This window comes from Qipengyuania sp. B-5, assembly GCF_056857815.1.
In genome coordinates, this window is sequence record NZ_JBSXNU010000053.1 from 22,199 (window position 1) to 48,328 (window position 26,130).

General features: G+C 55.6%; 25 protein-coding genes and 1 tRNA gene. 20 read left to right on the forward strand and 6 right to left on the reverse strand.

Annotated features, from left to right (window positions below; all coding sequences use genetic code 11):
* Positions 1 to 110 precede the first annotated feature (110 nt).
* The 11 genes from AC13CE_RS12390 to rfbA all read left to right on the forward strand — a co-directional run bounded on the left by AC13CE_RS12390 (position 111) and on the right by rfbA (position 10,546).
* Positions 111 to 902, forward strand: coding sequence for an FkbM family methyltransferase (locus AC13CE_RS12390; protein ID WP_482972617.1), 792 nt, complete (start codon positions 111 to 113; stop codon positions 900 to 902).
* A 184-nt stretch (positions 903 to 1,086) separates the two neighbouring features.
* The gene (locus AC13CE_RS12395; RefSeq protein ID WP_482972618.1) at positions 1,087 to 1,941 is read left to right on the forward strand and encodes a glycosyltransferase family 2 protein; all 855 of its coding nucleotides are present in this window, start codon (positions 1,087 to 1,089) and stop codon (positions 1,939 to 1,941) included.
* The gene (locus tag AC13CE_RS12400) at positions 1,925 to 2,896 is read left to right on the forward strand and encodes a UDP-glucuronic acid decarboxylase family protein (RefSeq protein ID WP_482972619.1); all 972 of its coding nucleotides are present in this window, start codon (positions 1,925 to 1,927) and stop codon (positions 2,894 to 2,896) included. Before AC13CE_RS12395 ends, AC13CE_RS12400 begins: the two co-directional genes overlap by 17 nt.
* Before the next feature lie 30 nt (positions 2,897 to 2,926).
* Entirely contained in the window at positions 2,927 to 4,237 is a 1,311-nt protein-coding gene (locus AC13CE_RS12405; protein ID WP_482972620.1) for a UDP-glucose dehydrogenase family protein, read from the forward strand.
* 13 nt (positions 4,238 to 4,250) lie between these two features.
* Positions 4,251 to 5,012 carry a glycosyltransferase family 2 protein gene (locus tag AC13CE_RS12410; RefSeq protein ID WP_482972621.1) on the forward strand — a complete coding sequence of 254 codons (762 nt, stop codon included), beginning with the start codon at positions 4,251 to 4,253 and terminating at the stop codon, positions 5,010 to 5,012.
* Positions 5,009 to 6,130, forward strand: a complete 1,122-nt coding sequence (gene gmd, locus AC13CE_RS12415) for a GDP-mannose 4,6-dehydratase (protein WP_482972622.1) — start codon at positions 5,009 to 5,011, stop codon at positions 6,128 to 6,130. Before AC13CE_RS12410 ends, gmd begins: the two co-directional genes overlap by 4 nt.
* A gap of 12 nt (positions 6,131 to 6,142) precedes the next feature.
* Complete coding sequence (gene fcl, locus AC13CE_RS12420; protein ID WP_482972623.1) at positions 6,143 to 7,114, forward strand: GDP-L-fucose synthase; 972 nt, start codon at positions 6,143 to 6,145, stop codon at positions 7,112 to 7,114.
* 79 nt (positions 7,115 to 7,193) lie between these two features.
* Entirely contained in the window at positions 7,194 to 7,760 is a 567-nt protein-coding gene (gene rfbC, locus AC13CE_RS12425; RefSeq protein ID WP_482972624.1) for a dTDP-4-dehydrorhamnose 3,5-epimerase, read from the forward strand.
* The gene (gene rfbB / locus AC13CE_RS12430; protein ID WP_482972625.1) at positions 7,757 to 8,809 is read left to right on the forward strand and encodes a dTDP-glucose 4,6-dehydratase; all 1,053 of its coding nucleotides are present in this window, start codon (positions 7,757 to 7,759) and stop codon (positions 8,807 to 8,809) included. The genes rfbC and rfbB overlap by 4 nt, the downstream gene beginning before the upstream one ends.
* A 7-nt stretch (positions 8,810 to 8,816) precedes the next feature.
* Positions 8,817 to 9,677 (forward strand): dTDP-4-dehydrorhamnose reductase, encoded by an 861-nt coding sequence (gene rfbD, locus AC13CE_RS12435; RefSeq protein WP_482972626.1) that lies wholly within the window; start codon positions 8,817 to 8,819, stop codon positions 9,675 to 9,677.
* Entirely contained in the window at positions 9,677 to 10,546 is an 870-nt protein-coding gene (rfbA, locus tag AC13CE_RS12440) for a glucose-1-phosphate thymidylyltransferase RfbA (RefSeq protein WP_482972627.1), read from the forward strand. The genes rfbD and rfbA overlap by 1 nt, the downstream gene beginning before the upstream one ends.
* 146 nt (positions 10,547 to 10,692) lie before the next feature.
* On the opposite strand, the gene AC13CE_RS12445 is transcribed toward rfbA, so the two are convergent.
* Positions 10,693 to 11,001: a hypothetical protein gene (locus AC13CE_RS12445; protein WP_482972628.1), complete on the reverse strand. Its 309-nt coding sequence runs from the start codon at positions 10,999 to 11,001 to the stop codon at positions 10,693 to 10,695.
* Positions 11,002 to 11,746: 745 nt separating this feature from the next.
* On the opposite strand from AC13CE_RS12445, the gene AC13CE_RS12450 reads away from it, so the two are divergent.
* The 5 genes from AC13CE_RS12450 (at position 11,747) to AC13CE_RS12470 (ending at position 17,759) form a co-directional block, all read left to right on the forward strand.
* The gene (locus AC13CE_RS12450; RefSeq protein ID WP_482972629.1) at positions 11,747 to 13,153 is read left to right on the forward strand and encodes an O-antigen ligase family protein; all 1,407 of its coding nucleotides are present in this window, start codon (positions 11,747 to 11,749) and stop codon (positions 13,151 to 13,153) included.
* A gap of 70 nt (positions 13,154 to 13,223) precedes the next feature.
* Positions 13,224 to 13,949 carry a polysaccharide biosynthesis/export family protein gene (locus tag AC13CE_RS12455; RefSeq protein ID WP_482972630.1) on the forward strand — a complete coding sequence of 242 codons (726 nt, stop codon included), beginning with the start codon at positions 13,224 to 13,226 and terminating at the stop codon, positions 13,947 to 13,949.
* Positions 13,946 to 16,084, forward strand: a complete 2,139-nt coding sequence (locus tag AC13CE_RS12460; protein WP_482972631.1) for a GumC family protein — start codon at positions 13,946 to 13,948, stop codon at positions 16,082 to 16,084. Before AC13CE_RS12455 ends, AC13CE_RS12460 begins: the two co-directional genes overlap by 4 nt.
* 18 nt (positions 16,085 to 16,102) lie before the next feature.
* On the forward strand, positions 16,103 to 17,272 hold the full coding sequence (locus AC13CE_RS12465) for a hypothetical protein (RefSeq protein ID WP_482972632.1): 1,170 nt from the start codon (positions 16,103 to 16,105) through the stop codon (positions 17,270 to 17,272).
* 265 nt (positions 17,273 to 17,537) lie between these two features.
* Entirely contained in the window at positions 17,538 to 17,759 is a 222-nt protein-coding gene (locus tag AC13CE_RS12470) for a hypothetical protein (RefSeq protein ID WP_482972633.1), read from the forward strand.
* Positions 17,760 to 18,034: 275 nt separating this feature from the next.
* Here the strand turns inward: AC13CE_RS12470 and AC13CE_RS12475 are convergent.
* Together AC13CE_RS12475 and cpdR are read right to left on the reverse strand one after the other, a co-directional pair.
* Positions 18,035 to 18,109: transfer RNA gene (locus AC13CE_RS12475), tRNA-Val, on the reverse strand.
* Positions 18,110 to 18,195: 86 nt separating this feature from the next.
* Positions 18,196 to 18,585 (reverse strand): cell cycle two-component system response regulator CpdR, encoded by a 390-nt coding sequence (gene cpdR, locus AC13CE_RS12480; RefSeq protein WP_221538726.1) that lies wholly within the window; start codon positions 18,583 to 18,585, stop codon positions 18,196 to 18,198.
* Positions 18,586 to 18,695: 110 nt separating this feature from the next.
* On the opposite strand from cpdR, the gene AC13CE_RS12485 reads away from it, so the two are divergent.
* On the forward strand, positions 18,696 to 19,628 hold the full coding sequence (locus AC13CE_RS12485; RefSeq protein ID WP_482972634.1) for an N-formylglutamate amidohydrolase: 933 nt from the start codon (positions 18,696 to 18,698) through the stop codon (positions 19,626 to 19,628).
* Between the two features lie 217 nt (positions 19,629 to 19,845).
* On the opposite strand, the gene AC13CE_RS12490 is transcribed toward AC13CE_RS12485, so the two are convergent.
* From AC13CE_RS12490 to AC13CE_RS12500, 3 genes are all read right to left on the reverse strand, one after another.
* Positions 19,846 to 20,913 (reverse strand): PDZ domain-containing protein, encoded by a 1,068-nt coding sequence (locus AC13CE_RS12490; protein ID WP_482972635.1) that lies wholly within the window; start codon positions 20,911 to 20,913, stop codon positions 19,846 to 19,848.
* Positions 20,914 to 20,919: 6 nt separating this feature from the next.
* Entirely contained in the window at positions 20,920 to 21,708 is a 789-nt protein-coding gene (locus AC13CE_RS12495; RefSeq protein WP_482972636.1) for a SapC family protein, read from the reverse strand.
* Between the two features lie 81 nt (positions 21,709 to 21,789).
* Positions 21,790 to 23,238: an FAD-binding oxidoreductase gene (locus AC13CE_RS12500; protein ID WP_482972637.1), complete on the reverse strand. Its 1,449-nt coding sequence runs from the start codon at positions 23,236 to 23,238 to the stop codon at positions 21,790 to 21,792.
* Between the two features lie 540 nt (positions 23,239 to 23,778).
* On the opposite strand from AC13CE_RS12500, the gene AC13CE_RS12505 reads away from it, so the two are divergent.
* From AC13CE_RS12505 to AC13CE_RS12515, 3 genes are all read left to right on the forward strand, one after another.
* On the forward strand, positions 23,779 to 23,970 hold the full coding sequence (locus AC13CE_RS12505) for a hypothetical protein (RefSeq protein ID WP_482972638.1): 192 nt from the start codon (positions 23,779 to 23,781) through the stop codon (positions 23,968 to 23,970).
* 69 nt (positions 23,971 to 24,039) lie between these two features.
* Positions 24,040 to 24,438, forward strand: a complete 399-nt coding sequence (locus AC13CE_RS12510; protein WP_221538737.1) for a hypothetical protein — start codon at positions 24,040 to 24,042, stop codon at positions 24,436 to 24,438.
* Positions 24,439 to 24,764: 326 nt separating this feature from the next.
* Positions 24,765 to 26,129: a DEAD/DEAH box helicase gene (locus AC13CE_RS12515; RefSeq protein WP_221538739.1), complete on the forward strand. Its 1,365-nt coding sequence runs from the start codon at positions 24,765 to 24,767 to the stop codon at positions 26,127 to 26,129.
* Position 26,130 lies beyond the last annotated feature (1 nt).

A 26,130-nucleotide genomic window follows, 5' to 3' on the forward strand; every position in this document is an offset into this window, starting at 1 on the left:
CGATTGAGATGACTAGAGTGTGGCGCAACGGCCATTCCAGCCAGAGCGGTCGTTTGACTCTGGTCAGGGGAAGCCATGCGCGGTTCTGCTCAAGCTCTGAAAGTCCTTAAATGATTGCCCGAATTGTCAAAAGTTTTCGCACCAATTCAATTGGCGCCCTTATCTCCAAGATTCCAAGCCGAGTCTTGATGATTGGCCACAAGCTTTGGTTAAGGTCGACCGGATCTAAATCTGTGAAAACCCGATATGGTGTAATCATGGCAGCCAACTGGGGTGATGCTACCTTTGAATTCTGCGCCTTAGGCGCCTACGGTCATTATCTTGCAGATCGCCTGAAGCAGAGCACTAAGCCCTACGTTTTTGTCGATGTCGGCGCCAATCAGGGCTTGTATTCTCTGCTTGCTGGCAAGGCGCCCAATTGTCGGCGAGCCATAGCGTTGGAACCCGTAGCATCCACCTTTGCCCTTCTTAAACAAAATATCGATTTGAACGATCTGAAAGCGCAACTTGTACCATTGCAGTACGGCATTTCGGATAAACTTGGTACCTTCCCCATCTACGTGAGGACAGACCATAGCGGTGTTGCATCGCTGAGCAACAAATCCGAAGGCGCCGTCATTGAACAAGCGGAAATAAAAACTGCACAAGAGCTTGAAGAGTATCTACTGCCGAACATACCAATAGTAATGAAGATCGACGTCGAAGGGCATGAACTGGAAGTATTGCGTTCGCTGAGGGAAACAAATTATTTCAACCGTATCGAATGGATTTTCTGTGAAGTTGACGAGCGATGGCTAGACGCGACTGAACTGAAGAGGCTCCTAAGCGAAATGGGCCTGACCGAATTTGAGAAAGTCGGACAGGGTCATCACTATGATTTGATGTCGCGGCGCGCGAATTAGCTGAGACCCGCATTATCGCACCATCAATGGAAGATAGTCGCAACCCCATTCTTCCGGCCCAATCTTCGCAGCAATATCATACATGTTTGTCGCAGGGGCCGACCATAGAAGGGGGTGGGCAATTGCAGCGACTGCCTCTAAGACCTGCCGCGAAATGACGCAGTGCAGCAATCCCATTCTCCCGGTGACCGTCGCAGTTCCGGTCAAAAACGAAGAGGCCAACCTTGCCCGATGCCTAGAGCGGTTGGGGCGGTTTGCCGAAATCGTTGTGATCGACAGCAGCTCGACCGACCGCACCCGCGAAATCGCCGCCGAATACGGCGCGCGCGTCGTCGATTTCCAGTGGGACGGCAAGTATCCCAAGAAGCGCAACTGGTTTCTGATCAATGACCCGCCAAAACACGATTGGGTGCTGTTCCTCGACGCCGACGAATTCCTCAACGATGCGTTTTGCGATGAAGTGTTCGAAGCCATCGCAAAGGACGACAAAGACGCCTACTGGCTCGCTTACAACAACTATTTCCTCGATAAACCGCTGCGGCACGGTATCGCCCAGCGCAAACTGGCGTTGTTCCGTGTGGGCAAGGCGCTTTACGAGCGGATTGACGAGGATGGCTGGAGCCAGCTCGACATGGAGATCCACGAGCACCCCATCGTCGACGGCGAAATCGGCGAGATCACTGTGCCGATCGAACATCGCGATTACAAGGCGCTCGGTCATTTCATCCAGAAGCACCGCGACTATGCGCTCTGGGAAGCGGCGCGTTACGCCAAGCTCAAGGATGACGGCGAGGCTTGGGCCGGCCTGACCTCGCGCCAGCGGTTCAAATATTGCCACATCACCAAATGGTGGTTCGCGTGGTTCTATTTCGCGCTGACCTATTTCGTGAAGCTCGGCATCCTCGATGGATCGGCAGGCTTTCATTATGCCAGCTACAAGTCATGGTATTTCCAGACGATCCGGCTGATGATCCGCGAACAAGCAGCCTCGCCTGACAGAAAAAAACAAACAGGAGCGTTCCTTGGCTCGAATTTATGAAACCCGGAAACGGATATTGGTAACTGGCGGGGCGGGTTTTCTCGGCTCGCATCTGATCGACCGGCTGATCGCGCAAGGCCACGAGGTGCTGTGCGTCGACAACTTGTTTACCGGCACCAAGCGCAATATCGATCACCTGCACGACGAGCCGCGCTTCGAGTTCATGCGTCATGACGTGACGCTGCCGCTCTATGTCGAAGTCGACGAGATCTACAACCTCGCCTGCCCGGCCTCGCCGATCCACTATCAGCACGACCCAGTGGCAACGACCAAAACCAGCGTTCATGGCGCGATCAACATGCTTGGTCTTGCTAAGCGCCTGAAGTGCAAGATCTTCCAGGCCTCGACTAGCGAGGTCTATGGCGACCCGCATGTTCACCCGCAGACCGAGGATTACTGGGGCAACGTCAACCCGATTGGCGAGCGGTCCTGCTATGACGAGGGCAAGCGTTGCGCGGAGACGCTGTTCTTCGATTACCACCGCCAGCATGGTCTCGAGATCAAGGTGGCGCGCATTTTCAACACTTATGGCCCGCGCATGCACCATGCCGATGGCCGCGTGGTGTCGAACTTCATCTTTCAGGCGCTGCAGGATGAGGACATCACGATTTACGGCGACGGCTCGCAAACCCGCTCGTTCTGCTATTGCGACGATCTGGTCGAAGGCTTTCTGCGTCTGATGGACACCGGCGCGGATGTGACCGGACCAATCAACCTCGGCAATCCGGGCGAATTCACTATCAAGGAACTGGCCGAAAAGGTCATCGACATGACCGGATCGAAGTCGAAGCTTACCTTCCTCGATCTTCCCTCGGACGACCCGAAACAGCGCAAGCCGAATATCAGCAAGGCGCAGGAAACGCTCGATTGGGAGCCGAAAGTCCAACTTGAAGAAGGGCTCGCCAAGACGATTGCCTATTTCGAAAAGCGTTTGCCGGAAATCACTGGCCGCTGATCGAGCGGTACAAGAACAGGAATTGAATCCATGAAGATCGCGATGGTTGGTTCGGGCTATGTTGGCTTGGTGTCTGGAGCGTGTTTTGCGGATTTCGGGCACGAGGTTGTGTGCATCGACAAGGATCAGTCGAAGATTGATCGCCTGCACGAGAACATTATGCCGATCTACGAGCCGGGGCTTGATGCTCTGGTCGAGAGCAATGTGAAGGCTGGACGGCTGAGCTTTACCACCGACCTTGCCGAAGGGATCAAGAGCGCCGATGCGATCTTTATCGCGGTCGGCACGCCGAGTCGGCGCGGTGATGGCCATGCGGACCTCTCCTTCGTCTATGCCGTGGCCAGAGAAGTGGGCGAGAGCCTGTCGGGCGATGCCGTGGTGGTGACCAAGTCCACCGTGCCGGTGGGCACAGGTGACGAGGTTGAACGGATCATCCAAGGCACCGGCACCCCTCACAAGGTCTCGGTCGTCTCCAACCCCGAGTTCCTGCGCGAAGGCGCAGCCATCGGCGACTTCAAGCGCCCGGACCGCATTGTCATCGGCGCCGAGGACGAGTTCGGCGGGAGCGTGATGCGCGAGGTCTATCGCCCGCTCTACTTGAATGAGTCTCCGATCCTGTTCACCTCGCGCCGGACCAGCGAGCTGATCAAGTACGCCGCCAACGCCTTTCTTGCGACCAAGATCACCTTCATCAACGAGATGGCCGATTTGTGCGAGAAGGTGGGTGCGGATGTGCAGGACGTCTCCCGCGGCATCGGCATGGATGGCCGAATCGGTTCCAAGTTCCTCCATGCAGGGCCAGGTTATGGCGGATCGTGCTTCCCCAAGGACACGCTGGCGCTGCTCAAGACGTCGGAAGACTATGACAGCCCGACCCGCATCGTGGAGGCGGTGGTCAAGACCAACGAAACCCGCAAGCGCGCGATGGGTCGCAAGGTCGTGGACGCGCTGGGCGGGCCTGATGCCGCACGCGGCAAGAAGGCGGCGCTGCTGGGACTGACGTTCAAGCCCAACACCGACGACATGCGCGACTCTCCCGCCATCGCCATCGCGCAGACGCTGGCCGATGCGGGCGTGTCCGTGGCCGCCTACGACCCTGAGGGCATGGAGATCGCCGCGCCGATGATGCCCGAGGTGACCATGTGCAACGATCCTTACGAGGCGATCACCGGAGCCGACGCCACCGTGATTGTTACCGAATGGGACGCGTTCCGCGCACTCGACCTCGACAAGGTCAAAGCCCTCGCCAACGCACCCGTGCTGATCGACTTGCGCAACGTCTACACCCCGCAGGATATGCGCGAAAAAGGGTTGCACTACTCGTCCGTCGGACGGGTGTAAGAGCAACCGCGCCATGAAGATTTCCGTCGTTACCGCTGTCTTTAACCGCGTTGCCACTATCGGCGCGGCGATCGAGAGCGTGCAGGCGCAGACCTATCCGCAGGTCGAGCACGTCGTGCAGGATGGCGGATCGAGTGATGGTACGCTCGATGCTGTGCGGGATATCGCCAATGGCTCGACCAGGCTGATCAGCGAGCGCGATCACGGCATTTACGACGCGATCAATCGCGGGATCGGCAATGCAACCGGCGATGTCATCGGCTTGATGCATTCGGACGATTTTTTCGCTTCGCCGGACGCTCTGGCCAAAGTGGCGGACGCCTTTGCCGACCCTTCGGTGCAGGGCGTCTATGGCGATCTGCAATATGTCGCAGCCGACAATCCGGGCAAGGTCGTGCGCCACTGGCGTTCGGGCGAATATACGCCCGCCAAGCTCAGGCAGGGCTGGATGCCGCCGCACCCGACCCTGTATCTGAGGCGCGAAGTTTTCGACACGCACGGCCTCTACGACACCTCGTTCAGCATTGCCGCCGATTACGATGCGATGCTGCGCTACCTCGCCATCGGCAAGATCAAGCTCGCCTATGTCCCGCATGTGCTGGTCAAGATGCGTATGGGGGGTGAAAGCAACCGTTCGCTCGAGCGGATTCTGAAAAAGAGCCGCGAAGACTATCGCGCCATTCGCAAGAACAAGGTCGGCGGCATCGGCACGCTCGCCGCCAAGAACTTCAGCAAGATCAACCAATTCTTTGTAAAGGACGAAGCAGCCCAATGACGAAGCGTGCTCTTATCACGGGTGTCACCGGACAAGACGGCTCCTACCTTGCCGAATTCCTGCTCGAAAAGGGATATGAGGTCCACGGGATCAAGCGCCGCGCGTCGAGCTTCAACACGCAGCGGATCGACCACATCTATCAGGACCCGCACGCACCCGATCCCAAGCTGACGCTGCATTATGGCGACCTTACCGACACTTCGAACCTGACGCGCATCATCAACGATGTGCAGCCGGACGAGGTGTATAATCTTGCCGCGCAGAGCCACGTTGCGGTCAGTTTCGAATCGCCCGAATACACCGCCGATGTTGACGCCTTGGGCACTTTGCGCCTGCTCGAAGCAATCCGGTTCCTCGGACTGGAAAAGAAAACCCGTTTCTATCAGGCTTCGACCTCGGAATTGTACGGTCTGGTGCAGGAAACCCCCCAAACCGAGACCACGCCGTTCCATCCGCGCTCCCCCTATGCGGTGGCGAAGCTGTACTCCTACTGGATCACGGTGAATTACCGCGAGGCCTATGGCCTGTATGCCTGCAACGGTATTCTGTTCAATCACGAAAGCCCCCGGCGCGGTGAGACCTTTGTCACGCGCAAAATCACGCGCGGCCTCGCCAATATCGCGCAGGGGCTCGAAAAATGCCTGTACATGGGCAACATCGATGCGCTTCGCGATTGGGGTCATGCCAAAGATTACGTGCGGATGCAGTGGCTGATGCTGCAACAGGATGCGCCCGACGATTTCGTGATCGCCACTGGCGTGCAATATTCGGTGCGCGAGTTCATCACCTGGTCGGCCGGAGAACTTGGTATCACACTCGAATTCAGCGGTGAGGGTGTGGACGAGGTCGCGACGATTGCTACGATCGAGGGCCACAAGGCCCCGGCGCTAAAGGTCGGCGATGTGATCGTTCGGATCGATCCGCGTTATTTCCGTCCTGCCGAAGTGGAAACGCTGCTTGGCGATCCGACCAAGGCTAAAGAGAAACTCGGCTGGGAGCCCGAAACCACGGCCCGCGAAATGTGCGCGGCGATGGTGGCGGCAGATCTCAAGGAGGCGCAGCGCCATGCTTTCCTCAAGGAAAATGGTTTCGAGCTACCAGTTAGCATCGAGAACTAAAGGCGACTCGCGATGAAGATCTATCTTGCAGGCCACCGCGGTATGGTGGGCGGCGCAATTCTACGCCAGCTGCAAGCGCGTAAGGCCGCTGGCGAAGGAATTGAGCTAATAACCCGATCCCACGCCGAGCTCGACCTCACTGAGCAGTTTGCTGTGCGCGAATTTCTGCAAACTGAGCGCCCAGATGCGGTGATCCTAGCTGCGGCAAAAGTCGGCGGTATTCACGCAAACAATACCTATCCGGCGGACTTCATTTACGACAACCTCATGATGGAGGCCAATGTCATCCATCAGGCTTTCAAGGCAGGTGTCAGGCGCCTACTGTTCCTCGGCTCTTCTTGCATCTATCCCAAGGAAGCTCCGCAGCCAATGGCGGAAGATGCGCTGCTGACCGGAGTGCTCGAATCCACCAATGAGCCCTATGCCATTGCCAAGATCGCAGGGATCAAGTTGTGCGAGAGTTACAACCGCCAGTACGGCACCGACTATCGCTCGGTCATGCCGACAAATCTCTATGGGCCGGGCGACAATTTCCATCCCGAGAACAGTCACGTTCTTCCCGCCCTGGTCCGACGTTTCCATGAGGCCGCGCAGGAAGGCCGAAAGGAAGTCGTGATATGGGGTACCGGAACCCCGCGTCGCGAGTTCCTTCATGTCGATGACATGGCGGCCGCATCGATATTCGTGCTTGATCTGCCGCGCGAACAGTACGAGTTGAATACGCAGCCGATGCTGAGCCATATCAATGTCGGCTGTGGCGAAGACATCTCCATCTTTGAGTTAGCGCAGTTGATCGCTAAGGTTACGGATTTTAAAGGCAAGATCGCCACCGATCCATCAAAGCCGGACGGCACGATGCGCAAGCTGATGGATGTAAGTCGCCTTGCTGGGATGGGGTGGAGGGCGAACATCAGCCTCGAAAAGGGCATAGCCCAAACATTCCAATGGTACCGTGAGAACTTATCTTCATTTCGGTCTTTATAGACTGGCTCCTGGTTTAAGACACTACGTTCTTGTAGGTAGATGCGCCTCGCTTGGCGCTCGATTGAGGTAATGATTTAAGATGCTAGTCGAAAAAACTTGCCTCGGAGGCGTGCTGCTCATGGAGTCGCGCCGTTTTGGCGATCATCGTGGCTTTTTCGCTGAGACCTACAACGCGCGAGATCTGGTTGAGCACGGTATCAAAGAGCATTTCGTCCAAGACAATCATTCGCTCTCTGTACAAATCTACACCGTTCGTGGATTACATTTCCAGGCACCGCCAAAGGCGCAGGCCAAATTAGTGCGCTGTGGTCGGGGGGCGCTGTTCGATGTCGCAGTCGATATCCGCAAAGGTTCCCCCACCTATGGTCAATGGTTCGGGGCTGAGCTCAGCTTCGCGAACGGGCGGCAATTGTTCATTCCCGTCGGCTTTGCGCATGGCTTTGTTACCCGCGCTCCTGACACCGAAATCGTCTATAAATGCTCAGAGTACTACGCGCCCGAGGCCGAAGGCGCGTTGCGTTTTGATGATCCCAATATTGGTATAGACTGGGGGCTTGAAGGCGATGTGATCCTGTCCGAGAAAGACGATCTCGCGGGCTCGTTCGCCGATTTCGATAGTCCCTTCACCTACGAGAGATCTTTATGAAGATCTTAGTCACAGGCGGTGCCGGCTTCATTGGTTCCGCAGTTATCCGGCTCGCGATCGCGCGCGGTCACGGTGTCGTCAATCTAGACGCGCTGACCTATGCCGCCTGCCTCGAAAACCTCGCTACAGTTGCAGATAGTCCGGGCTACGTTTTCGAGCATGCCGATATCCGCGATCGCACTGCGCTCGACCGCATCTTCTCAGAGCACAAGCCGGACGTAGCAATGCACCTTGCCGCTGAAAGCCATGTCGATCGGTCGATTGATGGTCCGGGCACCTTCATGGAAACCAATATCCTCGGCACCTTCAACATGCTTGAGGCGGCCCGGAAATACTGGGTTGAGAACGGCAGGCCCGATGACTTCCGCTTCCACCACATCAGCACGGATGAGGTTTACGGGTCACTGCCGCCCGATCCGGAGGTGCAATTTACCGAAGAGACACCTTACGATCCACGGAGCCCTTACTCCGCTTCAAAAGCCAGCTCCGACCACCTTGTGCGCGCTTGGGCCGAAACCTATAGTCTGCCTGTGCTCGTGACCAATTGCTCGAACAATTATGGACCCTACCACTTCCCTGAAAAGCTGATCCCGGTTGTCACGCTCAATGCGCTGCACGGCAGGCCGCTGCCGATCTATGGTGACGGCTCGAACGTGCGCGATTGGCTCTATGTTGAGGATCATGCCGAGGCGCTGTTGCTGGTGGTCGAGCGCGGCGAGGTCGGTCGCACCTACAACATCGGCGGCGAAAACGAGCGCAGCAATCTGCAGCTGGTGCAGACGATCTGCGCCATCCTTGACCGATTGCGTCCGCGCAAAGACGGCTCTTCCTATAGAGATCTGATCACTTTCGTTGCCGATCGGCCGGGTCATGATGTGCGCTATGCGATAGACCCCAGCCGTATACGTGAAGAACTGGACTGGCGCCCCTCGGTTACGGTTGAGGAAGGGCTGGAGAGGACCGTTCAGTGGTACCTCGACAATGAGGACTGGTGGCGCCCATTGCTGAACCGGCAAGGGGTTGGCCAGCGGCTGGGTACGGCCAAGTAGGCGGGGTATGACTATACTGGTCTTCGGCAAGACGGGGCAGGTGGCGCGCGAATTGCAGGCGCTCACTCCTGCTATGGCATTGGGCCGTGAAGAAGTAGACTTAACCGTGCCGGGGGACTGCGCCGCCGCGATCAAGCGACACGCGGCCACGGCGGTTATCAACGCCGCCGCCTATACTGCGGTCGACCGTGCTGAAGTCGAGGAAGAACTAGCCACACAGATCAACGGTGTCGCTCCAGCTGAAATGGCGAAAGCCTGTGCCATGTACGATATTCCTTTCGTTCACTTGTCGACTGATTACGTGTTCGATGGCAGCGGTGATGCGGCCTGGCGTCCGGATGATGGCGTTGCGCCTATCTCAGCCTACGGGCGCAGCAAGCTGGCAGGGGAGCAGGGCGTGGCGGCTGCCGGAGGACGTTTTGTAATCCTCCGTACCTCGTGGGTGTTCTCGGCGCATGGGCAGAACTTTGTGAAGACAATGTTGCGCTTGGGAGGCGAGCGCAATCAATTGCGTGTGGTTGCGGACCAGATCGGCGGCCCGACTCCAGCTGCAGCAATCGCTCAGGCATGCGTCATTATCGGTGATCGACTGGCGGACGATCAGGCCAAGGCTGGCGCCTATCACTTCGCCGGAGCTCCCGACACATCATGGGCCGATTTCGCGCGCGAGATATTTGCCAAAACGAGGCTCGACTGCGACGTAGCGAATATCTGTACAGCGGATTACGTAACGCCTGCCCGCCGTCCAGCAAATTCGCGGCTCGATTGTAGCGCCACCGAATCCACGTTCGGCATCGCCAGACCTGATTGGCGAGCCGGGCTGGCGACAGTCCTGCAAGAGCTCAAACAAAAGAAAGAAGAACAGTAATGCAACGCAAAGGCATTATCCTAGCAGGAGGCTCTGGCACTCGGCTTTACCCGGTGACGATCGGTCTTTCGAAGCAACTCGTGCCAATCTATGACAAGCCGATGATCTATTACCCCATCAGCGTGCTGATGTTGGCCGGCATTCGCGAGATTGCTGTGATCACTACGCCCGAGGACCAATCGCAATTCATCCGCACGCTGGGCGATGGCAGTCAGTGGGGCATCAGTCTGACCTATATCGAACAACCAAGCCCCGACGGGCTGGCGCAGGCATACCTGTTGGCAGAAGATTTCCTGGCAGGTACGCCTTCGGCGATGGTGCTGGGCGACAATTTGTTTTTTGGCCACGGATTGCCGGATCTGCTGGTCGAGGCCGCGGCCCGTATCGAAGGCGGCACGGTATTCGGCTATCGCGTGGCCGATCCGGAGCGCTATGGCGTGGTTGACTTTCACGAAGACGGTGCGGTCCGTTCGATTGTCGAGAAGCCGGAAGTGCCCGTATCAAACTATGCGGTGACCGGACTCTATTTCCTTGACGGCTCAGCTCCGCAGCGAGCGGCGCAGGTCAAGCCATCGGAGCGCGGGGAGCTTGAGATCACCACACTGCTTGAAAGCTACCTCGCCGATGACGCGCTTCAGGTCAGCCTAATGGGCCGTGGCTTCGCCTGGCTCGATACTGGCACGCATGCAAGCCTGCTCGATGCTGGCAATTTCGTGCGTACGCTGGAGGAACGGCAGGGCCTGCAAACTGGTAGCCCGGATGAGATTGCCTATGGCCAGGGTTGGATATCCAGTGACCAATTGACTGAGCGGGCGAGATTGTTCGGCAAGAACACCTATGGCCGTTACCTAGAGCAATTGGTTGGATAGCATTAAGCGACTCTACTGCGCTCTCAAGCCCAGACGTTGGGCTCGGCCTTTTCAAGATAGCGCGCGAGCACATTCACGGATTTCCAGTCCCTACACGCATGATGGCGGCTTTATCAAACCCCGTTACAACAGATCTTGTGCAGCGCCTACTCGCATTGAGTGGCCGCTGAACGACGCGACCTGATCTTCGCGCAGACCGCAGCGCTGAGCCGCTTATTTGATGGACCGCCGTCCGTTGTTGCCTCAAGGCCGAGATCGATCACATTGCCCTGGTAGATCGGGCAGAACAGCCATTCAATTGCGGGGCAGCGGCACTCGAGCCAATCCCGAAGCAGATCGACCAGGCGTGGTACGAGCATGTCGAGCAGGGCGGTGGAGAAGATGATTGGGAACGCCCTATTGACTACGACGAAGAGGCGGCAGAAGAAGCCGCCGATGGTGGTCGCTCGCGCCACGTCTCGCGACCCACAGATCCAGACAGCGACTTACGCTGAAATCTCCGAGCTCAGATTAAGCCGTCTGGAATTACTTAGCGAAGCGCATCGAGGCAGTGATGGCTTCGAATCAGATGAGTCAGCCGAGTGTCATGATGCTAAGATCTGCAGACTTGAGCGGCGGCGGCGCGAGGTGAAGCACGATTACGACCTACTCCGCAATCGCGGCCACACGAAGGCAATCATCGAGCAATTAGGGAGGATCGTATTACACGCAGCAACCGGGCTAACGCTCAAAAGAGCACTGGCCCAACTTCAAGCGAGGGCAAGGCAAAGGTTGCGGCCAACGCTGGCAAACATCGGCCGGCTGCGTAGCTCGATCCAGAAAGCGTTGCCATATGGCTGTCGATTATTTGTGATCGACCAGACTTAGCGCCACGAGATATCATTCCGACAAATGACGCGGGTTTTAGGGCCTTCGGATTGGCACAAGCCGAAGTGCGGCTCGCGGCAAGCGAACGCGCGTTGTTCAAAATCGAGAGAGACTCTCTCAAGCAGCCTGCCGAGCCGCTAGTCGCTACAAATGCCCGATTACGCGCACTGCTGCGCGTTGGGCCTAACAATGAGGAAGTCTGAAATGAATTCGTTATCGCGACAAGCAATTGCGGCTCCACACCAACGGGCTTGCCTTGCCTTGGCATTGCATGCAGAGGCGCTTCACAAAATTCAAACGTAGAATCCGTCTTGCAAAGGTCGATACGAGTTGATGGCCAAAGGCTCCAGTCACCGATCAGTTTCCAGGCGCCATAAAATTCAATCCTCCAGGGGATGGATTTTCTTAACGCTCTTAGCTCTTGTAGCCGCCTTTTTCGGCGGAGCCTCGAGGTATGATGCGATCCAGATTGTACCGCTCCGCGCTTTGTCGGCCTTGTTTCTGATACCAGCGATCTATTATCTGACACGAGAAGACCTAAAGCGAGAAGCGGTTCTCGTCTCTATTTTTGGCCTGTTCGTGATCCTGGTGGGATTGCAGCTCGTACCGCTCCCTCCCGAGATCTGGCATGATCTGCCGGGACGAAAGGCGATCGAGCAGTTGGACGGGGCATCGGGGAATGCCGAACTTTGGCGTCCTCTATCCATGGCCCCTTTGCGCACATGGAATGCCTTTGGCAGCTTAGTTCTGCCGGCAGCGGGGCTCCTGCTTGCAATTGCTCTTCGAGCGAGCACCCGCATCCTGCTCCAAATTATCGCTGGACTGGGAGTTCTGAATGCAGCGCTGGGATTGCTTCAGGTAATCTCGGGGCGATCCAGTCCCCTCTATTTTTACGATCTTACCAATTGGGGTTCTGCGGTGGGAATTTTTGCGAATGAGAATCATTCTGCAGTGTTCGCCGCCTGCACCCTGTTGATCGTGGCGAGGCTCGGCTTGGACGCGCGACGAAAGCATATCGCTCACTGGTTGAGCATACTTTACCCTGCGGCGTTCTTTTTTATACTCCTGATAGCCCTGATCAACGGATCGCGGGCAGGGTTTGTCGCCTGCTTGGGAGCAGGACTCATATCTGCTCTAATGTTAGGCATGTCATCAAGGCGGCGAGACAGAAAATCGGGATTGGGTCCACTCCAGCGTTGGAGCGAAAATCGTAGTTACCTATTGTGGCTTCTTCCGCTTGCCGTCCTGTTGCTCACGGTTATAGTCTTTGTTGCTTTGGAGCGTGCGCCAGCCTTCAACGATATCTTGGCGCGAGATAGTTTTGCCGATTTGCGTTGGTCAATCTTGCCGATCATTGCTGAAATGCTTTCGACGCACTGGTTGGTAGGTTCAGGGTTTGGCTCGTTCGAACAGGTGTACCAAATTTATGAACCCGCGAACCTTTTGATGCCGCGGTACGTGAACCAGGCGCATAACGATTGGGTGCAACTGGTAATTGAAGGGGGCGTGCTTGCCGGCATCTTGTTGGTCGGACTCGGTGTGTGGATAATGAAAGCTGTTGCGGAATTATTCTACAGCCGGTCGGCGTATGTATCAGGCCTTTTTTGGATAAGCATTTTCAGCGTCATTGGCACTGCTTCTTTGGTCGACTACCCTATGAGGGCGCCAATTTTTCAGATCGTCATGATTTGGCTTCTATTGGCACTCTCGCGTGATCGTCGTGACGCGGAAGACACATAGTTTGACGTGATGATGTGTCTGAAGGACAAAGTGACTTTTTTGCCATCGGAAATGCGCTAAGGCGCTCAACATGAAGAGAAAACGGAAATTGAGTTTAAGTAGAACGGGTTTGGTTGGTTTGGCGGTGGCTCTTGTCTTGCCAGGCTGTGCGACTGATCGCACTTATGGCGAAGCACCGGGGATCGAGATAGCAGAGCTTGAAGAATTGCCCGCTCCTCGTTTCGACAACCTGTATGTTATAGGCCAGCAGGATGCTTTGGAAATTGAAGTGGTCGGAGCTGAGCGGCTCTCCGGTACTTATCTGACTGATGGTCAGGGGCGAATTTCTTTTCCTTTGATTGGCTTGCTCGATGTTGATGGTCTTGCGCCCAATGAGGCCGCAGACTTGATTGCCAACTCGCTGCAAGGCAACTATCTGCTTAATCCTCAGGTGCGGGTTATTCCAACCGAAATTCCACCTCGCACCGTTTCGGTGGGGGGGCAGGTGAATAAGCCTGGTGAATACCCTGTTCCTGGAAAGCAATCCCTGCTGCGGGTAATCAACCAAGCGGGCGGTTTGGCTGAATATGCCGATATGGAGGATGTTTTGGTTCTGCGAACCGTTGCAGGGCAGCGTTACATAGGGGCCTATAATATCCAGGCTATCCAACGTGGCAATTATGCAGATCCAACGGTCTATCCCAATGATATCGTTGTCGTCGGCGATTCTCCCGCACGAAGGCGCCTGGATAATATCCTGAGCTTTGCACCGTTGCTTTCGACCTCTGCAATTTTAATCGATCGGATCGGGCGATGAACAGGGTCGACTTTGGAACGCCTGGTGTGTTGGAGCATGATAGCCGACAGCAGTTTGCCGATGATGAAATCAGTAACGGCGGTGCCTTTGCGCTCGATCTCGAGCGCTACTGGCACGAGGCGCTAGGGCTCAAGTACTGGATTGCCGGGATCATCGCGCTCGGAATTCTACTTGGCATTTTGGCTACCCTCCTCGCGTCCCCTCTATACAAATCCACAGCTCGGCTTGAGGTGTCGCAAGTCACTGCGGATGTAACCAATCTGGATTCTCTCGAGGCTGACGCGGTGGTCTCGGAACTACAGTATCTCAATACGCAGTATGAGCTGCTGGTCTCGCAGTTCATGGCCAAGCGGGTTCTGGAGGCAGGCAATCTTGCCAGAGACGAGGCGTTCCTGACGGCGTTCAATCTTGATCAGGGAGGGGATCTCGGGCGATCAATCGAAAGAGTGCTTCTCGAGAACATCAGCATTGAACCGATCACGCAATCCAGTCTCGTAGATGTGAGATTTTCCAGCCCAGACCCAGCTGTTTCAGCAAAGATAGCGAATCTTTGGGCGCAAGAATTCGTAGCGGCCAATTACGAGAAGCGCTTTGGCGCCAATATCGAAGCGCGTGATTTCCTACAAAGCCAGATCGCGGAACTTAGAGAGCGCCTCGCTCAATCCGAACAAGAACTCGTCGAATACGCAAACGCCAACGAAATCCTCGTCCTGAATGCGGGAGGGGAAGCTGGTTCCGAAAGTGCGGGCCAGACTCTGGTGGGCACTGATTTGCAGGCTCTGAACGCTGCGCTTGCAGAGGCAGTAGCCGATCGAATCAGTGCGCAGGCTGCTGTTGTCGGCGGTAATTTTCCGAGCTCCGATCCGCGCAATGAGTTGCTTTCAAGCTTGAGTAAAGCAGAGGCCGAACTTGCGGTATTGCGTGCCAATTTCGGACCGGAATATCCAGAGGTTCAGGAGAAGCAAGCTGAAGTTAACTCGCTGCGCTCCGCAATCTCAGATGGTGGCAGGGATCTGCTGCAGTCCGCTCGCATCAGGGAGGCGGAGTTGCGCGATCAGGTTGACGAAGTGAAGCGCCGGTTTCTCGGGCAGCAGGGCCAAGGTATTCGCTATGGAATCCTGAAGCGCGAAGTCGATACGAACCGCGAAATTTATGATGCTCTTCTGCAGCGTTTCAAGGAACTGGAGGCTTCGGGTGCTGGCCAGAACAATATCCAGATTATCGATTTGGCTGAGGCGCCCTTGGACCCTTACGCGCCGTCACTTGTCCAAAATCTGCTGATTTCGCTCGTCGCGAGTTTAGTGCTCGCCGCTGGTTTGGTTTACCTGAAGGTGACGTTGAGTCAGACGTTACAGGACCCAGAGGATGTTCGTAGGCGACTCGGGCTTGCTCTGTTGGGTGCGATTCCCCGCAATGGCGAGGGTGCGATAATTGAGCGCATAACCGAGCGATCATCGGAGATAAATGAGGCGTACACCACCGTAAGAACGAACCTGAATCTCCTGACGCCTCAAGGTGCGCCAAAGGTGCTGATGTTTACTTCCTCGGTGCCTGCCGAAGGTAAGAGCATTTCTAGTGTGGGAGTTGCGACAAGTTTTGCGCAACTTGGTAAGCGAACCCTTTTGATCGACGCTGATCTTCGCAATTCGAAGCTTCGCGATACACTTGCTATAGACCATTATAATCAGGGTGGATTGGTATCCTTGCTCGCCAGCCAGGAAACAGACATTTTTTCGCAGATTATCTCCCTGGAAGAATTTGGTTTTGATTTCCTGCCAAGGGGTCAGGTCCCGCCTAATCCAGTAGAGCTACTTGCTGGCGATAAGTTTGCGCAGGTCATTGAGGCTACCAGAGGTGTTTATGATCAGGTCCTGATCGACGGCGCGCCAATGCTGGCCTTGGCTGACGCTATTGAAATGTCGAAGGGCGTGGACGGTGTGATCTTCGTGATCGAGACCGAGAAAATCAAGCTCCGGGGAATCGAGAATGCCCTTGGCCGCTTGATGCGCTCGGGAGCACATGTTTATGGGGCAATTGTGACCAAGGTAAGCCAGAAAAATTCAGCCTATGGTTACGGTTACGGCTATGGTTACGGCTATGGCTATGGTGATGAAGATCGTTTGGAGAAGGCGTGACCGCCGAGACATTACTCGATGAAAGTAGCTAATCCCCTGCGATTGATTTTCATTTCCGTCTTCTGCCTGATATTGGCGGTGGTCTTAGCTATACAGTCCGCCAGCATCGCCCTGACAAGCGAAGCGCCAGAAAACGCAGCTAGGTTGTTCCCGTTAAACGGTCTGGCGCAAGAGAATGTCGCATCGGCAATATTTTCTTCGTCAGTAGCTCTCTCGCGGGAACCGCAGAGCGCTGCGCAGTTGGGGGAGGGCTGGGCTCGCACATCATATAGGTACGAGCCTCTGACACCGGAATCACACGCAATCCTTGCTCTTGCTCAGCAGGACACGCTGGCAAGATCAATCCTAATAGGACTGGCGGCGCAATTGAACCGGCGTGAGCCGACACTTCAGGCGTTGGTACTTCAGGAACACGTCGCCTCGGAGAATTATGCTGGCGCGGTGGAAACTCTCGATGGCATCTTACGTGTCCGACCTTCAAGATCCAGTGAACTGTTTCCAGTCTTGCTGTCGGTGTTCGCGCAAGATGGTGCAGTTGAGGAGTTTGCCCAAGTCCTCGATGGCACGTCCGAATGGCACCAGCAGTTCTTAAATTATGCGGTGAGACAGCCTACGGCCTTAGCCAATCTTGTACAATTACGTAAAGAAGCAGATTTCAATGAGCAGAAGTTCGATCAATCGCTCTTGCGCAACTTGGCTCAGCAGAATGAGCTACAGTCGGGTTACGATCTGTACACCCAATTTGTTCAAGGTGGCAGGCGATCGTTGGAGGATGGTATCCTGAGCTGGGAATCGACATATGCTCCATTTGATTGGCACCTGAAAGATACAGCTGATTTTCGTGCCCAAACCAGCTTAGATAGTGCGGATGTAGAACTTTACGTTCGTCCAGGCTCCGGGGGCGTATTTGCGACGCGGATTATCAAATCTCCGCAAACTCCCTTTTCAATTGTCGCTAAACATCAAATCACTCCCCGTGATTTATCAGAAGATGTTCAAATTAGTCTGAGATGCACTCAAAATCTTGAACCATTTTCCCAAGGAGAATTTAGTAGGGATGGGCTAAATCTGTCTATTGAAAATGTACCTGCCAATTGCACTTTCATGGAAATCGCCCTTCAAGCACGCGCTTGGTCTGGGCAGTCTGCATTGAAGGGCACGATCTCGCCCCTGAAGATCGGCCTGTAGCCAGCGAAATCCTCCCACCCTTCAGGGAGTCTCGACTTCGGAATCGACTGGAGAGTGTGTTTTTTCCGCCACAAGTGCCGAAAAGGGTCGGCAGCTGACAGCCGATTTTCACAATACCTTCATTTTTCAGGAATATATGGCGAAGCCAAGGGTGCTCTTTCGTTGGGAAGGGGTTGAACTCTGGTAAGGGATGGGATAAGCCTTCCCAAGAATTAACTGAATGAGGCTATCCGGCGTGGTGGCCGAACCTAGGAGAATTTAGAACATGAAGAAGTTTATGCTCCCGATCGCCGCAGTGGCAATGGCGGCAACTCCGGTAGTCGCAACTGCAGCAGATGCTCAGCGCAGCTCGCAGCCGGCTGAAGATGTGTCGGAAATGGGTGGTTCTGCTACGATCCTCGCCATTCTGGCCGCTGCAGCAGTAATCGCTGGTATCATTATCGCAGTTGATGGCGATGATGATGACGAACTTCCGGTCAGCGTCTAATCTCTTCAAATTATTCGGAAGCCGGCCTCGCGAAAGCGAGGTCGGCTTTTTTGTGGCTTGCAAGCATTTGAAATGGTTTTGCGTTGCCGTTTTGTCTAAGGCAACGAGCGATGCTCACCCACGCAGTGGATCTCGCGCTTCACGATGTGAGCGAAATGGGTGGCGATCTGCCACAGTGAGATTCTGTAAATATAGGGGCGCGGTTGCGTCGCGCTACGCTGGCAAGCTGCTATGACTCAAAGCCGTGAATTATTGCCAGGCAATCTTTTGTTCGATGGTGGGCGTACCAAGGTTCGAACTTGGGACCCCTACGATGTCAACATAGTGCTCTACCACTGAGCTATACGCCCGCACCATCGATATACCGATTTAATCGGCAGGCGTGCCCTTTAGCGAGGCCTTTCTGACGGCACAAGGGGCAAATTTGCCTATATTCTCAAAGCTGCGCGCTCATCTTTTCTTCAAGCACGCGATCCACTTCGAGAACCAGGTCGCGCAGATGAAAGGGCTTGGAGAGCACCTTGGCATTCGGCTGTTCACGACTGGCTTTAAGCGTGACTGCAGCGAAGCCGGTAATGAACATTACCTTGGTGCTTGGGCTGATCTCGTTGCAGCGTTGAGCGAGCTCGATCCCGTCCATTTCGGGCATAACGATGTCGGACAAGAGAAGATCGTAGTTTCCCTGTTCAAGCAGGGGGATCGCAGCGGTGCCGCGGTCCACTGCATCTACGACGTAGCCCGCATTATCGAGTGCGCGTTCGAGATAGGTTCGCATCGCGTCGTCATCCTCGGCGAGCAGGATCTTCTTCTGGTGTGGCTGACTCATAAGTTTCCCATAGCGCAAACTGCTTAAAGAATCTTCCGATCTGTTCACCATTGTCCCTCAACGGGGCAAGCCTGTTTGACTTCGCGGCAGGTACGGGACAGCATGATGCAATGTTGCCTAGCGATGTGGCGCCCACTCTTTACGATTCTCCGCTTACGCAGCACCACAGCGGCGTATTCTCGCTTCATGTCCCCAAGAAACCCACCGTACCGATCCTTATCGCCGCGCCACATGGCGGGCGGGATTATCCGGATGCCGTTACCGCCAATTTCAGAAGTGCTGTGTCGCGAATGCGATTGGAAGACCGCCATGTGGATACGCTGGCTCTTGAGGTAGCGAATCAGACTGGAGCTGCCGTGTTGTGCGCTGAGGTGCCGCGAGCCATGATCGACCTGAACCGCGCGCCCGATGACGTCGATTGGTCGATGGTAATCGGAGGGAGTCCGGGAAATACGCGGCATTCGTATGCGAATCGTCGGGCGCGTAGTGGTCTCGGGCTCGTACCACGCAAGCTCCCGGGGCTCGGCGAGATCTGGAAGCGTCCCCTGCAACGTGCAGAACTCGACCGTCGGATTGATAGAATCCACCGGCCCTATCACGAGGCCTTGGCGGCAACGCTCGAGCAGCTGCGGGACAACTGGGGATCCGCGTTGTTGATGGATTTGCATTCCATGCCTCCGCTCAAGCCGTCACAAGCAGATTGGTCTGCCCCTGAAGTGGTGATCGGCGATCGGTTCGGATCCAGCTGCGATGGGCGAATTTCCGCCAGCGCTCTCAACTACTTTGGAGAACATGGGCGCCCTGTTGCACACAACAGGCCCTATGCGGGGGGTTATGTCCTCGACAGGCACGGTGCACCACGCAGAGGCATTCATGCAATTCAGGTTGAGATATGCCGAACCACGTATCTGGATTCAGGTCTTGATCGACCGAGCGCCCGCCTGCCAGGCGTGGCGCGGTTGATCGCGGGGTTGGTAAGGACGCTGGCTAGCGAGGTAAATGACCTGATATTGGACAATTCCTTCCGCCAAGCTGCGGAGTAGAGATGACAGAATAAAAAACCACCTCGCGCATCATGCACGAGGTGGCCAAGGTTCAGGGAGGAAATGCATCAAAGATGCATCGTACCGGACGGGTCATGAGGGGATACGCCATCCGGTAACAAGGACATAGGTATCGCCATTGTCGGCTTCAATGGGGTGATCCGGTAGCGTAGCAGCATACCGCAGCTATTGAACGGACGATCCCATGCTACGAGGTCTATTGCATTTCCAACATGGGTTCGAAATGCATCCGCCAATCTAGAGGCGCGCTGATTTCTCCGCCAGACAGAGACTGCAATCTCTCCACTTCTTCGCTAATCATGATAACCCGCTCATCCCAGCCGTCGTGGGTTCGTCTGCGCAATAGCCCGCCGCCATGACGCGGACCGTAGCGGCGCATCATCCTGACTGCAGCTTCTGGCTCATAACCGGCATTGGTCAACAACCACGGCATTAGCCTGTCGGCATCGCGTTCAGAATTGCGCGCTCTGCCTTCCCCGTTGCCAAGCTGTTTTAGAAAAGGGATATGTCCCAGTAAATTATGGGCCATTTCATGCGTAAGAATTGAGGCGAATTCATCTTCGGCATAGGCGAAACCTGGAAAATTTTCTCCGACAAGAACCCGGGTTCCGTCGGCCGCTGCGCCATCATCTCCCGATATCAATTCGAAAACGGAGGTACATGAGTCGACCGCGTCAATATCGTCCACCAACAGCACGCCTTCCGCACTTCTCCAAGTAAGGGATACGATACCGTCAAGCGCCGATTGGTCGATCAATCGACGAAGGGCCGTCGCGCGATACCAAGCGGGTTTGCCGTGATCGCCGATTTGATCGATTCCGACGCCATCAATCGCCAGTAAAATGTCGTTCTGCTTCAGACCTGCCAGATCGGCGGGAGAGCCTTTCGCGACAGACTGGATACCAATGTCTCCAGACAATCCTAGGACCGAGCGGACGTCGTCAGCGTCTGCATAGGCGCGAGCATCGTGGATCATCAGGCCGAGGGTTGGCTGTTTCCGATCGCAATAGTTAGCATTCGAAACACCCAGACGATATCCAATTTGGTATAAACGGTCTTCTTTGATCTGAAAGTCGACGGCCGGGTGGTTTTCGCCAGCGAGACTTTCTTCTTCGAGACCGGTAGTAGTGGTCGCACAACCGCCAAGACTGAGGACCGCCGCCAGACAGGTAGCGAATACAAGGTAACTGCGCTGTCTGTTCTGCGGGACGTACGAGCATTCGTGCGTCCCGCGCCATTTCGAATAGAATTTATGCGCTACCATTGAAGCTTACATTGAAGCATTCGCCTGTGCATTTGGCTTCGGAGCAGTGCCTTGCTGAACCTGCCGCGCAAAGATAACCCGCATCAGTTCGAGGGAGAAGATGTGCGCGTTGATCAGCGTCGTGATGCCGTTCTTGTTCCACTCCGCAGCTTTTTCGGCGCTGATTTCGCGGAGCTTTTCCTGGTCGACCATCTTGAAGCCGCGATAAACGAAGGGTTTATCTTCGCCTTCGCGCTGGATTGCGACTTCGCCGTCCATCAGTAGACCGGCATCCTTGATTTCGGTCAGGAAAGCCTGGGTGCGCTGAGCAGATTGCTCGAAATGCTGACAGAATTCCAGAACGCGCTGGGTCGCATCGGTCGTCTTGCCTTCGTCGTCGAACAGACGCTCCCCTTCGTCGAATTCGCCGACCGCATCGCTGGTGGGGTCAAACATAAGCGAAAGGTCCGTTGCGTCTGCCTTGAGTCTGGCGAGCATGAAAGGATATCGCCGAATATACGCAGGAAGATAAACCTGCTCGGTAACCTTGCCGGCTTCGTCGACGAAAGTGTTCACACCTTCGTTGAGGCCCATGAGAGCCAACGGCAGCGGATTGTCACCGCTCGAGAAGACGATCGGGAAATTACGCTGGGCCTGAACGAATTCGTCGACTGTCAGTGGAATGGCATGAGCCTTGGCCAGCCATGGCGCCGCATCAATGCTGCGCGTACGGTAATTCTTGTGATCCTGGCTGTTCAGCGGCATCAAGTCGTTGAAAAACAGGGGCAGTTGGGGCTGCTGCGGCGCGCTCGCCATGAGAATTCTCCGAGTGTCTTTACGTTTTCTGAGTAGGGCGGACGGTGCCGGATGAGCATCACACGCCGGAAGGTGCGGCCCTTACGGGGTTGGACCTTCTTGCGCAAGCGGGACGAGTTTGCCGGGGTTGAGCAGGTCATGCGGGTCCAGCGCATGCTTGATGCTCCTCATGAGTGATAGTGCAACCGGATCGCCCAAGCGGCCCAGTTCGAAGCGTTTGATCTGCCCGATACCGTGTTCGGCACTGATCGACCCACCCCATTCCGTCACGAGATCGTGAACATAGATACTGATTTTTGTTCCCTGGTTACGCTCCCATTCCCCGCGAGGCGAACCCGGCGGTGCAAGGACGTGGAAATGCACGTTGCCGTCACCCAAATGGCCGAAAGCTACAGCCTTCGTTCCCGGAAACCTCTCTTCCACACGCGGTGCGACTTCTTCCACGAAATCTGCCATCCGCGACACCGGAACAGATATATCGTGCTGCATCGCCGGTCCGATGGCCCTCTCGGCAGGCGAAATGGAATCGCGCAGAAGCCAAAAATCTTCGGCCTGGGTTTCATTGGCGGCAATCACTGCATCTTCGATGATATCCAGATCCAGAGCTGCGGCGAGTGTCTTTTCGGTGAGGGGGCCCAGTCCATCGGATCGGTCTGATCCCGATACCAGTTCGATCAGCGCGTTCCATGGATAGTCTTCTTGCAGCGGCGATCGTGCGTCGGGCAGATGATCGAGGACGGCGGCGAGGCTATGTGCGGGGAGCACTTCGAAGCCTTCTAGCGCATCGCCTGCCATTTCCTGGACATGCCGCAGCAACCGACGGGCATGCTGAATGGAACGGAGCCCTATCCAGATGACCCGGCGCCCGCCGATTTCGGGCAGCAATCGAAGAGTGGCAGCAGTCACGATTCCCAAGGTACCCTCCGAACCGATCAGGATCTGCTTGAGATCGAAGCCGCGATTATCCTTCTTGAGTGGAGTGAGAGTGTCGAAGATGGAGCCGTCAGCCATCACCGCCTCCAAGCCAAGAACCTGATTGCGCATCGTACCATGGCGCAAGACCTGGGTGCCGCCGGCATTGGTCGAAACAAGGCCTCCTATCGTTGCCGATCCCTTGCCGCCTAGCGTCAGGGGAAACCGGAGCCGTCGCTCTTGCGCTGCATCATGCAGGGTTTGCAGAATAACCCCAGCCTCGCACGTAATCTGACTAGCCTTTTCGTCGAACGAGCGGATCCGGTTCATCCGGCGAAGTGAGAGGAGCACCGTTGTGCCTGATGAATCCGGCGTGGCACCGCCGGACATGCCACTGTTGCCACCTTGGGGGACGATCGGGACGCCATGTCCCGCGCAAAGTCTAACGAATGCTGCGACCTCTGCCGTTGTGGCCGGCGAGGCAAGGCCGAGAGCCTTGCCTGTATACCGCCCACGCCAGTCGGTTAACCAGGGCTCGATTATATCGGGATCCCTCGTAAATCCACGCTTTCCAAGCAGGTTGGCGGCTTCCATGACGAATTGATCGAGATTCTTCATCCATCGGCTCATGCCTCAATGGTCAACTCTTGTCATCGGCATCGATCCAATTAAGCCGATATTCAAACGTATGGGATCAAACGGACACCGTGACGCAAGCCGCAGGGCTCATGAACCGGATGAAGGAGGGAAACAGCACCACCGATGCCAAGCTTTTTCGTCCTCTTTGCGCCGTTCGCGCTTCTGTTGCCACTGGGACTTTTTGGTGCCCCTGGCGCTGAACAGGACGTTCGTGGACAGGTGGCGAACCAAAGCGACGAAAACGACAGGCGGGTTTCGCCGTTGCCGCTTTCGCCGGATGCTCCGGGATGGTCGCCGGTTTTTGACGGCATAGGGCCTTCGACCAGCGAACAGGTCCGTATCGAACGGCGGGTGATATTGCGGATATCGCCGGCTCCAAGTCGGCTCCGACGAGATTTCACGACCGACTTGGTGACAAGCCAGCCGCGCACCCGTGTCGTTGCACGACCAGCAGGCAAATGTGTCGATGCCGCATCTATCGGCGGTGTTGCCGATCGTGGAGATCATCTTTTAATGTTCATGCGCGACAGACGAACAATTGCTGCGCAGCTCGAAAAGGGCTGCTCACCGCGCGATTTTTATCGCGGCTTCTATGTCGAGCGCAGCGATGACGGACAGCTTTGCGTGGCGCGAGACCGGATCATGAGCCGGTCGGGTGCCAAGTGCCGCGTGACGAAATTTAGCCACCTTGTGCTGGAACGCAGCTACTAGCCCTATTGAAACCCACTGAGTTTGAATGGAAAGTGACCAGTTTTCGGGCACTTTACTCCAACCGCTAACGTGTCCGATGTTCACCTCTTCACTTTACTCGGAAATGAGTTAACGGGCTTTGCTCAACAGCAGATTGGACGAGACCTGATGCATGCCGCGCTGCAAGAATACGACGAATTCAAGGATTATGTGGCCGCCTATTCAGGTCTTGGAGAGGAACTCCTTCACCTGCACGCAGGAATGGCGATCTTCTTTCTGTTTGCGTTGGTGTTCCGGCGACGGCTGAGATCCTACGTACCAATAGCAGCAGTGTACTTTTTCGCTTTATTCAATGAGGTAGTAGATTTTTGGCAGCCTGATCGTCCGTCCGGATTTTTGCCATATATAATAGACATTCTGCATACGATTTTTTGGCCCACCATGCTGTTTCTTCTCGCTCGGCGCGGAGGGAAATTGATACGTATGTAGTCGTGCTCGGGAGCGACGGTTTCCCGCTCTTTAAGCACTCAATCGGGCGAAAACCTAATCATCGAATAGAAGCATGTTGAATGCCCTACAATTCGGAATGCTCAATGTCGTAATTTCCGCTCCGTTATCGGAAGTCGTGCTCAATAGAAATTGACTAATCTGTCAGTCAAAGGTCCGGATGCCCAGTCTGGCTGATGGAACCCGCTCACGGTCGGAACTGCGGATTTCCTTGACTTCTACGGGGAAGTTCGCAAAAGCCGCGTACGGTGAAGATCAGCTTTTCGCGATCTTTTGCATTTCCAACATTAGGGGCGTTTGATAGCCGCATGAGTTTTGCCGATCTCGGCCTTTCCGAACAATTGCTAAAAGCCGTGGAAGAAGCCGGTTATACAGTGCCGACTCCCATTCAAGAGCAAGCCATTCCTCCGGTTCTGATGATGAAGGACATCGTCGGGATTGCGCAGACCGGCACGGGCAAAACCGCCAGTTTCGTGTTGCCAATGATCGATATCATGGCGAGTGGCCGCCGTCGGGCGCTCATGCCTCGTAGCTTGATTCTTGCACCGACGCGCGAACTCGCCGCGCAGGTTGCCGAGAATTTCGAGAAATACGGCAAGAACCATGACCTCAAGCTGGCGCTCCTGATCGGCGGTGTTCAGATGGGCGACCAGATCAAGGCGCTGAACGATGGAGTTGATGTTCTGATCGCCACCCCCGGGCGGCTGATGGATTTGTTCGAGCGCGGAAAGATCCTGCTTAACGGCTGCGAACTGCTCGTCATCGATGAAGCCGACCGCATGCTCGATATGGGTTTCATTCCCGATATCGAGTTTATTTGCTCCAAGCTTCCAGAAGCGCGTCAGACGATGCTGTTTTCGGCCACGATGCCCCCGCCGATCGAAAAGCTGGCTAAGAAGTTCCTCAACAATCCCAAGCGGATCGAGGTCAGCCGGGCGGCGACTACCAATAAGGACATCACGGCCTTCAAGATTCCGGTGAAAAATCGCCAGAAGCATGAGACGCTGCGCTGGTTGCTGCGAAATGACCACGTTGAAACGGCGATCATTTTCGCCAATCGCAAGACCACTGTGCGGGAAATCAACAAGAGCCTTCAGCAGCATGGCTTCGCCAGCGGGGAAATCCATGGCGACATGGACCAGTCGGGCCGCATCAGGGAACTCGACCGTTTTAAGTCGGGGGGCATAAATATCCTCGTTGCCTCGGACGTTGCGGCACGTGGGCTCGACGTCAAGGGCGTAAGCCACGTTTTCAATTTCGATACACCTTGGCATCCCGACGATTACGTTCACCGTATCGGGCGAACGGGCAGGGCGGGAGCAAAGGGTCGCGCCTTCACTTTCGTTTCCGAGGAAGATGCCGAGGCGATCCATAACGTCGAGAAGCTGACCGAAACCAAGATTCCCGTTTTTGGGAAGAGTGATGTTCGGGTCGACCTCATCGAGCCGGCGAAATCGGATGATGGCGCGGAAGAGCGGCCGCGCGACGATAAGCCGAAACGTGAAAACAAGTCGAAACGTGCGGACAAGCCAAAGCGCGCGAAGCAAGAGACAAAGTCGGAAGGTGTAAAGTCCAAGCCTGCCCGAAGCAGGAGCGAGGCTGAAGATACGCCGACCGCGCCTGGTGAATGGAACGGTCCAAAGCCGGGTTTCCTCGAAGTGTCGGCTATCTGAC